This window comes from Pseudonocardia sp. NPDC049154, from assembly GCF_040648315.1.
In the GTDB taxonomy this organism is placed as follows: domain Bacteria; phylum Actinomycetota; class Actinomycetes; order Mycobacteriales; family Pseudonocardiaceae; genus Pseudonocardia.
This window is the reverse complement of sequence record NZ_JBEZDN010000096.1, coordinates 20,670-30,853: the sequence shown is the minus strand read 5'-3', so window position 1 is coordinate 30,853 and position 10,184 is coordinate 20,670. Positions and strand designations below refer to the sequence as shown.

Here is a 10,184-nt window from a genome sequence, read left to right as displayed (position 1 = left end):
CAGCACGGCGACACCGCCGCGGGGCGCCCGCGCGGCGAGCCGGGCGCACACGGCCGCGGGGTCGTCGTGCTGGCCGCGCACCGGCCCCTCGTACCCGTCGAGCCGTTGCGGCTGGTGCTGCCGGTCGACCCGTTCGCCCTGAGCCCGCTGCGCGAGACGGTCACGCGCTGGCTGGAGGCGGTGGGCGTGGCGCCGAGGACGGTCGTCGCGGCGCCGATGGTGGTCTCGGAACTCGCCGCGAACGCCATCGAGCACGCCTACCCCGGGGGCTCCGGTGGCGAGATCCGGGTGGGCGCCGAGCTGACCGGGGCCGGGCTGCGCATCACCGTCGCCGACGACGGCACCTGGCAGCCCCAGAAGGACGCCGGGCCTGACGACGAGGGCGGCTTCGGGCTCGCCGTGGTCGGCGACCTGTGCGACGCCCTGGTCGTGGAGCCGGGGCCGGCGGGGACGACGGTCACCGCAGTGCTGGCGGTCGGCAGGCCGGTCGCGGTCGGCGACACGCCACGCCCCGGCCCGGCCGCGGTGCCCGAGATGTTCACCGTCCGGTCCGGCGAGGCCCCGGGCGTGCTTCACGTGCGCGGCGACGTCGACCTGCCGGCCGTCGTCACGCTGCGGGCGGCGATGCTTGCCGCGGCCGCGGACGGGGCGCGGTGCGTCCTCGACCTGTCCGCCACCACCCTGTTCGCCAGCGCCGGGGTGCGGCTGCTCCACCAGCTCGACCCCGGCACGGACCTGTGCGTGGTCGCGCCGCCCGGCAGCGTCGCGCGACCCGTGCTCGAGCTGACGGGGCTGGCGCACCTGCTGAGCGACCGGGCCGAGAGCGCCTGACGGCGGGCCGCGCTCGGTCGCGGCCCGCCCCGAGGACGGCGTTCCCGGCCGTCAGCCGGTGTGGCCGGCCGTCAGCCGGTGTGGCCGACGTGCGCGGCGCCGGCCTCCGCGCCCACGTGCTCGCGGGCCTCGACGGCCTCCCGGTACACCTGCTCGACGGCGGCGGTCAGCCGGTCGCGGCCGTACCGGGACACCGCCCGGTCCCGGCCCGCGATGCCGAACGCCAGCGGCACGGCGCCCTCCCGGAGCAGGGCGCGCAGCGCCTGGGCCAGGACGTCGGGCCGGGCGGGCGGCACCAGCACGCCCGTGACCTGGTCGACCACCGTCTCGGCCAGCGCGCCGACGGCCGACGCGACGACCGCCCGGCCGCACGCCATCGCCTCCAGCGCGACCATGCCGAAGCTCGTCCGGTGAGGCACGTGGACGAGCGCGTCCGCGGAGCGCAGCAGCGCGGGCACCGTCCCCCGGCGCACGGCCCCGAGGAAGCGGACGCGGCGCTCGACGCGGGCCGCCCGGGCCACGGTGTGCAGCCGGGCCAGCTCGCGGTCCCGCGCGGGATCGATCTCCGGGTCGTCCGTCCGCGGCCCGCCGGCGACCAGCAGCTCGGCCTCCGGGACGGTGCGCAGCGCGCGGATGACGTCCTGCACGCCCGCCTCCTCGTCGAGGCCGGCGACGGCCAGCAGCCGGGGGTGCTCGCCGCGGCGCAGCGTCGGCCCCTCGGGCTGGAAGGTCTCGGTGTCGACGCCGTAGGGCACCACGCGGACCGCGGAGCGCCGGGCCCCGAGCCGCACGAGGGCGAAGACGTCGTCCTCCCCGCTCGCGACGACCCGGTCGGCGCGGGCGACGAGCACGTGCTCGGCCGAGGCGCGGCCCCGGGTGTCGACGGACGGGTCGACCGGGCGCTCGCCGACCCCGGGCAGGGTCACGACGAACGGCAGGCCGAGCTCGCGGGCGGCAGCCGCGGCGGCCAGGCCGGCGGTCCAGGAGTGGGAGTGCACCACGTCCGGCCGCGCGGCGCGCCAGCGGCGCTCCAGCTCCTCGGCCAGCACCGGCACCTGGGTGACGAGCCGGTCCTCGGGCAGCGGCGTGGCCGGGCCGGCGTCGACGTGCCGGACCTCCAGCCGCTCGGCCGGGCGCGCGACGGGCTCCTGGTCCGGGGAGTCCCGGCGGACCAGGACGGTCACCTCGTGACCCGCCGCGGCCAGACCGCCGCCGAGCCCGGCGAGGTGCTCGCTCAGCCCGCCGTGGCCCGCCCTGCCGGGCTCGGCCAGTGGGCTGCACCGGTCACAGACGATCTCGACGCGCACCGCGGCTCCCCTCGTTCGCGTCGTGCGACCGCGGGGGTCCGGCCGCACCCGGTACTTCTCCCCCCGGGACCGTACGGAGGTGCGGGCCGGCACGCCAACGCTGGTCGACGAGCGGTGCGGCGCAAGGGATCACGCGCCGCCTTCAGGCGCTGCGGTCAGCCCGCCCGGACGCCGGGTACGGCGTCGCCCCCGGAGGCGCTGTCGGGCGCGGCGGGGTCGTCGAAGCCGTCCGCCCCGGCCGCCACGTGGTCGCGCTCGACGCGGTCGTCCTCGACCCGCTCGTGACGCCCGTCGCCGTGCCGGCCGGAGGGCCGGGGGCGCGGGTCGTCGGTCTGCGCCGTCTCGGTCGGGCCGCCGTGCGGCACGCCGTAGTGGTCGAACAGCGCCGCCTCGGCCTCCTTGCCGATCTTCCCCTCGGGCACCTCGGGCGCGGTCCGCAACTGCTCGGCGCCGTAGGGCACGTGGAGCTCGCCCTCCTCGATCATCCCGCCGGCCAGCGGCAGGGCGGTGCGCCGCGAGCCCGACAGGCCGCCGCTCAGCACGACCCACTCGGGCCGCTGCGTCTCGTCGTCGACGTAGACGGCGTCGACGGCGCCGAGCTCGGCACCGTCCCGGTCCCGCACCGTCAGCCCCTGCACGCGGGCGGGGTCGTCGAGGTCCGCCATGGCTACCTCCTCGGATCTCGCCGCCGGGATCCCCCGGGCGGCACGCGGTCAACACGGCGATACACCGCGGGATGCCCGGCCGGCCGCGTCGCACACCCGCCGTGGGTCGCCTCACACCACCCGGTGGTTGAGAGCCCGCATGATCGGGCACACGAAGAGGTGGGCGTGCGCAGCTGGATCGAGGGCTGGCCGGTCTACCGGCAGGTGACGGGACCGGACCGGCTCGGCCGCGGCACCGCCTCGCGGTCCGACGGGACCGAATCCCTGCGCGCCCGCACCCAGGACGCCGACCGCGTCACGCAGTCGATCTGCCCCTTCTGCGCCGTCGGCTGCGGCCAGCGGGTCTTCACGCGCAACGGGCGGGTCACCCACGTCGAGGGCGACCCCGACTCCCCGATCAGCCGCGGGCGGTTGTGCCCCAAGGGGTCGTCGACGCTGTCGCTGGTCACCTCGCCCGACCGGGTCACCACGGTCCGCTACCGGCGCCCGCACGGCACCGAGTGGGAGGACCTCGACCTCGACACCGCGCTCGACATGATCGCCGACCGCGTCCTCGACACCCGCCGCCGTACCTGGCAGGAGACGGACGACGAAGGCCGGTACCTGCGCCGCACCATGGGCATCGCGAGCCTCGGAGGAGCGACCCTCGACAACGAGGAGAACTACCTCATGAAGAAGCTCTACACCGCCCTGGGCGCGGTGCAGATCGAGAACCAGGCCCGCATTTGACACTCCTCCACGGTTCCCGGTCTGGGGACCTCCTTCGGTCGCGGCGGCGCGACGAACTACCAGCAGGACCTGGCGAACTCCGACTGCATCGTCATCCAGGGCTCGAACATGGCCGAGGCCCATCCGGTGGGCTTCCAGTGGGTCATGGAGGCGAAGAAGCGCGGCGCCACGGTCATCCACGTGGACCCGCGGTTCACTCGCACCTCAGCGCTGGCGGACCTGCACGTCCCGATCCGGGCGGGCACGGACATCGCGTTCCTCGGCGGGCTGATCCGGTACGTCCTGGAGACCGGGGCCTACTTCGAGGACTACGTCCGCGCCTACACCAACGGGCCGATGCTGCTGCGTGAGGACTTCGCCGACACCGAGGACCTCGACGGGCTGTTCTCCGGCTTCGATCCGGAGACCGCCACCTACGACACCGAGACCTGGCAGTACGAGGGGACGACCGCGCCCTCGGCCGCGGGCGACCGGGACCTCGACGTCCACGAGACCGAGCGCGGCGAGATGCCCGGTTCGGGCGGGGCGCCGATCGCGGCCGACCCGGAGCGCGACGACACCATGCAGGACCCGCGCTGCGTGCTGCAGGTGCTGCGCCGGCACTACTCCCGGTACACGCCGGAGAAGGTGCACGAGATCTGCGGCATCCCGGTGGCGACCTTCCACCGGGTCGCCGAGGCCCTCGTCCGGAACTCGGGCCGGGACCGGACCAGCGCCTTCGCCTACGCCGTGGGCTGGACCCACCACACCGTCGGGGTGCAGTACATCCGCGCGGCCTCTGTGCTGCAGGCGCTGCTGGGCAACATCGGCCGGCCGGGCGGCGGGATCCTGGCGCTGCGCGGGCACGCGAGCATCCAGGGCTCCACGGACATCCCGACGTTGTTCGACCTGCTGCCGGGCTACATCCCGATGCCGCACGCCCACCGCGACGAGGGCCTGCAGCACTTCATCGAGTCCAACGCGGGCACGAAGGGCTTCTGGGCCGATCTCGACGCCTACGTCGTCAGCCTGCTCAAGGCCTGGTTCGGCGACGCGGCCACCGCGGACAACGACTACTACTTCGACCACCTCCCCCGGCTGACCGGCGACCACTCGTCGTTCCGCACGGTCATGGACCAGGCCGACGGGAAGGTCCCCGGCTACTTCGTGGTCGGCGAGAACCCGGCGGTCGGCACGGCCAACGCGCGGATGCAGCGCCACGGCCTGGCGAGCCTGGAGTGGCTCGTCGTCCGCGACCTGAACATGATCGAGACGGCCACGTTCTGGAAGGACGGGCCGGAGATCGAGACCGGCGAGATGCGGACCGAGGACATACGAACCGAGATCTTCTTCCTGCCGGCCGCCGCCCACACGGAGAAGGACGGCACCTTCACCAACACCCAGCGCCTGCTGCAGTGGCACCACAAGGCCGTCGAGCCGCCGGGCGACTGCCGCAGCGACCTGTGGTTCTACTTCGAGCTCGGCAGGCGGATCAAGGCGCGGGTCGCCGACTCGGACGACCCGCGCGACCGGCCACTGCAGGACCTGACCTGGGACTACCCCGTCGACGCCGCCGGTGAGCCCAGTGCCGACGCGGTCCTGCGGGAGATCAACGGCGTCGACGCCGACGGCAGGGCCCTCCCGGGCTACACCGCGCTGAAGGCCGACGGGTCCACCAGCTCGGGCTGCTGGATCTACTGCGGCGTCTACGCCGACGGGGTCAACCGGTCCGCACGCCGCAGGCCCGGCGCGGAGCAGGACCTCATCGCCTCCGAGTGGGGCTGGGCCTGGCCGATGAACCGCCGGGTGCTCTACAACCGCGCCTCCGCCGACCCCGACGGCAACCCGTGGAGCCAGCGGAAGAGGCTCACCTACTGGGACGGGGCGACGTGGGCCGGGCCAGACGTCCCGGACTTCCCCGCCGACACCCCGCCGGACTACGTGCCGCCGCCAGGCGCCCACGCGGCGAAGGCGATCGGCGGCGCCGAGCCGTTCGTCATGCAGGCCGACGGACGGGCCTGGCTGCACGCCCCCGCCGGGCTCGCCGACGGCCCGATGCCCACGCACTACGAGCCGGAGGAGTCGCCCGTCGGCAACGCCCTGTACGGGCAGCGGGCCAATCCCGCCCGGCAGCGGTTCGAGCGGGCGGACAACCCGTACCACCCGGAGCCCGGGACACCCGGCGCCGCGGTCTACCCGTACGTCTTCACGACGTTCCGGGTCACCGAGCACCACACCGCGGGCGGCATGAGCCGGTGGACGCCGTACCTGAACGAGCTGCAACCCGAGATGTTCCTCGAGGTCTCCCCCGAGCTCGCCGCCGAGCGCGGGCTGACGCACGGCGGGTGGGCGCACGTCGTCACGGCCCGGTCGGCGATCGAGGGCCGGGTGCTGGTGACCGAACGGGCGAAGCCGCTGCGCCACGGCGACACGGTGATCCACCAGATCGGCGTGCCCTGGCACTGGGGCCCGAACGGGCTCTCCACCGGCGACGCGGCCAACGAGCTGCTCGGCGTGTCCCTGGACCCGAACGTGCACATCATGGAGACCAAGGCCGCCACCTGTGACATCCGCCCCGGCCGGCGCCCGCGCGGGCCGGAGCTGGTCACGTACCTCGCCGACCGCCGGCGACAGGCCGGCCTGGAGGAGGAGCCACGGTGAACTCCCTGTCCGGCCCCCTCGCGGACCCGTCGGCCGACGCCGGCTACGCGGACGGGCACCCGCCGCGCGTCGGCTTCTTCACCGACACCAGCGTGTGCATCGGCTGCAAGGCCTGCGAGGTCGCCTGCAAGGAGTGGAACGCCCTGCCGGCCGACGGCGTGGGCGACCACGGCGCCGCGGGCGACGTCCTGGGGCTGACCGGGATGAGCTACGACAACAGCGGCGGGCTCGGCGCGAGCACGTACCGGCACGTCGCGTTCGTGGAGCAGCGGGTCCCGGCGCGGGACTCCACGCCGGTGGAGCTCGGGATGCCGGCCATGGAGCTGCCGGGGGCGGTGCGGCCGGGCGGGGACCGGGAGGACGCCACCGAGGTCCGGTGGCTGATGTCCTCGGACGTCTGCAAGCACTGCACCCACGCCGCCTGCCTCGACGTCTGTCCCACCGGGTCGCTGATCCGCACCGAGCACGGCACCGTGCTGGTGCAGGAGGACATCTGCAACGGGTGCGGGTACTGCATCCCCGCCTGCCCCTATGGCGTGATCGACCAGCGGCAGGGCGACGGGCGGGCGTTCAAGTGCACGATGTGCCAGGACCGGCTCGGCGCCGGCCTGGCCCCGGCGTGCGCCACGGCCTGCCCCACCGAGTCCATCCAGTTCGGGCCGCTCGACGAGCTGCGCGAGCGGGCCGACGCCCGGCTGGCCGAGCTGCACGACCGCGGGGTCGGCGAGGCCCGGCTCTACGGCCGCGACCCCGACGACGGGGTCGGCGGCGACGGCGCCTTCTTCCTGCTGCTCGACGAGCCGGAGGTCTACGGGCTGCCGCCGGACCCGGTCGTCACCACCCGGGACCTGCCGTCGATGTGGCGGCACGCCGCGGGTGCCGCGCTGGCCGTGGCGGGCGCCGTCGCGGCCGCGTTCCTGGGCGGCCGGCGGTGAGCGCGCCGGAGCACCGCACCGCGGCCGGGACCCCGCGGAGGCGGCGGAGGGGGAAGGGACGCGGCGAGCGGCTGATGGTGCCGGAGGCCGAGTTCACCTCGTACTACGGCCGGCCGATCATCAAGCCGCCGGTGTGGAAGGTTCCGGACGTCCCCGCCTACCTCTACCTCGGCGGGCTCGCCGGGGTGTCCGCGCCCCTCGCGGCGCTCGCCGACCTGACCGGGCGGCCCGGGCTGCGGCGGCTGGGGCGGATCGCGGCGGCGGGCGGTGCGACCCTCAGCGTCGGGTTCCTGGTCCACGACCTGGGCCGGCCGGAGCGCTTCCTGCACATGCTGCGGGTGCTGAAGGTGACCTCGCCGTTGTCGGTCGGGTCGTGGATCCTCGCCCCGTTCGGGGCGCTGTCGGCGGCGACGGCCGCGGCCGAGGTCCTGGGCGTCACCCCCCGGCTGGCGCGCACGTCGGGCCTGGCCGCGGGGGCCCTCGGTCCCGCGCTGACGACGTACACCGCGGTGCTGGTCGCCGACACCGCCGTGCCGGCGTGGCACGAGGGGTTCCGCGAGCTGCCGTTCGTGTTCGCGGGAAGCGCGATGGCGTCGGGCGGCGGGGCCGGGCTGCTCGCGCGGGGCGACGTCACGCCCGCGCGGCGTGTCGCGGTCGCGGGGGCCGTGCTCGAGCTGGTGGCCACCTCCGTGCTGGAACGCCGGATCGGCTTCGCGGCCGAGGCCTACCGGCGCGGCCGGGCCGGCGCCGTGCTCACAGCGGCCCGCGCGGGGACGGTCGTCGGTGCCCTCGGCGCACTCGCCACGGGTGCCGTGCGCGGCCGGCGCGGTCGCGTGCTGGGCGCCGCCGCGGGCCTGCTGCTCAACGCCGCCTCCGCCGCCACCCGCTACGGGATCTTCGAGGCGGGCATGGCCTCGGCCCGCGACCCCGAGTACACCGTCCGCCCGCAGCGGGAACGTCTCGAGGCGCGGCGGGTGGGGGCCGCCCCCGGCCTGGACCAGCCGGGCTGAGACCGGCGGGCGGTCACGTCGCCGTCCGGGTCGCGGCCGGGGTCACCGGCTGCGCCGGCGACACGACCGGGGCGATCGGGTGGGCCGGGCCGACCGTGGCCGACGGGTGCGCCGGCGGGACGACCGGGCTCATGGGGTGCGCGGCCGGCGCGGCAGGCGTGCCGCGCGTACTCCGCCGAGTCGACGGCCCCGCGGCTCGTGTCAGTCGCTCCAGCCGGCCTGCCGCGGGGAGAGGGTTTCCTGCGGCAGCAGGCCGGCCGGGTAGCGACGGCGCGGGCACCCGCCGTCGCAGGGGTGCTCGACCGATGGGCCGTACGTGTGAGTCCGGACGCCCAGGCTCAAGCCTGGCTAGGCGGAGGGCGCGGATCGGGACCTGTGGCACTGACTCGATCTTCCGGTGTCGCCTACCGTGCCACTGAAGATTGTTCTAGCCCGAGGGGGTGGCCAGTATTCACGGCGAGCCGAGGTTGGTCGACCTCGATCGCGCTGAGTGCCTGACCCTCCTCGCCAGTGAGGGCGTCGGGCGAGTCGTGGTCACCCAGAAGAGCCTGCCGGCCGCGCACCCGGTCCACTACGTGCTCGACGGTGAAGAGGTCGTCTTCCGCACGCCCCGTGGCAGCACGCTCGCAGCTGCGGTCCTGCATGCGGTCGTGGCGTTCCAGGCTGACGACGTCGATCTCGAGGGTCGGAGCGGGTGGACGGTCTACGGGATCGGCGAGGCCTACGAGGTAGTCGAGCCGGGACGACTGGACGCCCTGCAGCGGGCGCTATCGCCTTGGTGGGGCACCGACGCCACCGCGCACACGATCTCGATCCCGCTGCAGATCCTGCACGGCCGGCTGACGCCGACATAGGACGAACTCGTACGCGGTCATGGGGTGGAACCTGAAGGTGCGCTCGAACGTCGCCGCCGCAAGCCCCCTCGCTGGGACGGACCACGATCGTCGCGTCGATGTCGAGCACCAGCACCTCCAGATCGCGCCGGCGGCGCGCACGGGTGGGAACGCCCGATCACGGGTTCGGCGTGCTGGGCCCACACCAGCTCACGTACCCGAGCCCGCGCCGCCGCCACGGCCGCGCGAGCCCGCTCGTCGAGGCGGTCGCGCAGTCGCCAGCAGGTCGGGTCCGATGCCAACTGTCCGAACAGCGCCGCCTGCTCGGCCAGCACCTCGATGTCGGAGATCGTCGTCGCGCCATCGGCGAGTGCCACGCCAGATCGACCAGCGGCCGACCCGGATCATGGCGGGCCCGCGGCCGCCGGAGCCGCCCAGCGCCTCGGTGAGGTGCGCGGTCAGGATGGTTCGGTCCGCGACATCGGCCAAGAGTCGGGACCCGACGTTCGGGTGGTCGTAGCCTCCGCTCGGAAAGTGCCTCCTCGACCCCGGCGGACATGGCCCTCAGAAATCCCTGTCTTAGCTGGCCAACAGGCTGTCGCACTCGCGCAGCTCGTAGACCGTGCGATGGCGGGAGGACCGTGTCACTTGCGGCCCGTGCAGCGCTCAATCCCGAGTCAAGGCGTCGATGCACACCGTGATGGCCAGGATTCTTACCTCGTCCTGGCCGGGCAGGATCTCGACCCCGTAGGTGTCCCTGAACCGGAACCACTTCTTCGAGACGGTGGCGACCGTGTCGCCGTCGTCGTCGATCTCGTACTCATGGTCGACGAGGTTCCCGTGGGCGCTCAGGTCGTGACCTCCATCAACATCGATCTTGAATCGGTCCCGCACGCCGACGAGGGCCTTATGAACGGTTGCGTTGCCGCTCGGCTGTTCGATCTCCATCGTCTGGCGCACGCGGGCCTTGCGCTCCTGGATCTTGGCCGCCTCCTGACCAGACACGTCGCGTAGCACGAACGTGTCGCGCACCCGGACCGCCTTGCCGTCGACTTTGAACGCGCGTCGCCCGGTTTCGTCCTCGATCCAGTAGTCGTCGCCGATCGACAACAGCTGTTCACGCATTCGATAGCGCCGAACATCCGAGTTGTCGTCCTTCCGCAGTCGATCCCGCAATCCCATGCCTGTTCCTCCAGTGGTGACGTAGCGAGACTTTGTTCGGATACCGAGCCCG

Annotated in this window: 8 protein-coding genes; 5 read left to right on the top strand and 3 right to left on the bottom strand. The window is 74.3% G+C overall.

Translation table 11 applies throughout. The annotated features are described in order from the left end of the window. Nucleotides 1–831 (top strand): ATP-binding protein (locus AB0B41_RS31890; RefSeq protein ID WP_358209939.1); only part of this gene is annotated, 831 nt, incomplete at its 5' end. A gap of 71 nt (nt 832–902) precedes the next feature. On the opposite strand, the gene AB0B41_RS31885 is transcribed toward AB0B41_RS31890, so the two are convergent. Both AB0B41_RS31885 and AB0B41_RS31880 read right to left on the bottom strand, forming a co-directional pair. Next, nucleotides 903–2,138: a glycosyltransferase gene (locus AB0B41_RS31885; protein ID WP_358209937.1), complete on the bottom strand. Its 1,236-nt coding sequence runs from the start codon at nt 2,136–2,138 to the stop codon at nt 903–905. A 155-nt stretch (nt 2,139–2,293) separates the two neighbouring features. Continuing rightward, a complete protein-coding gene (locus AB0B41_RS31880; RefSeq protein WP_358209935.1) occupies nt 2,294–2,803 on the bottom strand; it encodes a PRC-barrel domain-containing protein in 510 nt (169 codons plus the stop codon). Between the two features lie 159 nt (nt 2,804–2,962). Between AB0B41_RS31880 and fdh the strand changes: the two genes are divergently transcribed. The 4 genes from fdh (at nt 2,963) to AB0B41_RS31860 (ending at nt 8,971) form a co-directional block, all read left to right on the top strand. After that, on the top strand, nt 2,963–6,172 hold the full coding sequence (gene fdh, locus AB0B41_RS31875) for a formate dehydrogenase (protein ID WP_358209933.1): 3,210 nt from the start codon (nt 2,963–2,965) through the stop codon (nt 6,170–6,172). Beyond that, nucleotides 6,169–7,107, top strand: coding sequence for a 4Fe-4S dicluster domain-containing protein (locus AB0B41_RS31870; RefSeq protein WP_358209931.1), 939 nt, complete (start codon nt 6,169–6,171; stop codon nt 7,105–7,107). The genes fdh and AB0B41_RS31870 overlap by 4 nt, the downstream gene beginning before the upstream one ends. A gap of 74 nt (nt 7,108–7,181) precedes the next feature. Continuing rightward, a complete protein-coding gene (gene nrfD / locus AB0B41_RS31865) occupies nt 7,182–8,117 on the top strand; it encodes an NrfD/PsrC family molybdoenzyme membrane anchor subunit (protein ID WP_358209929.1) in 936 nt (311 codons plus the stop codon). Nucleotides 8,118–8,557: 440 nt separating this feature from the next. Continuing rightward, on the top strand, nt 8,558–8,971 hold the full coding sequence (locus tag AB0B41_RS31860; protein WP_358209927.1) for a pyridoxamine 5'-phosphate oxidase family protein: 414 nt from the start codon (nt 8,558–8,560) through the stop codon (nt 8,969–8,971). Nucleotides 8,972–9,616: 645 nt separating this feature from the next. Here AB0B41_RS31860 and AB0B41_RS31855 read toward each other — a convergent pair. Further along, nucleotides 9,617–10,132: an LURP-one-related family protein gene (locus AB0B41_RS31855; protein ID WP_358209925.1), complete on the bottom strand. Its 516-nt coding sequence runs from the start codon at nt 10,130–10,132 to the stop codon at nt 9,617–9,619. Nucleotides 10,133–10,184 lie beyond the last annotated feature (52 nt).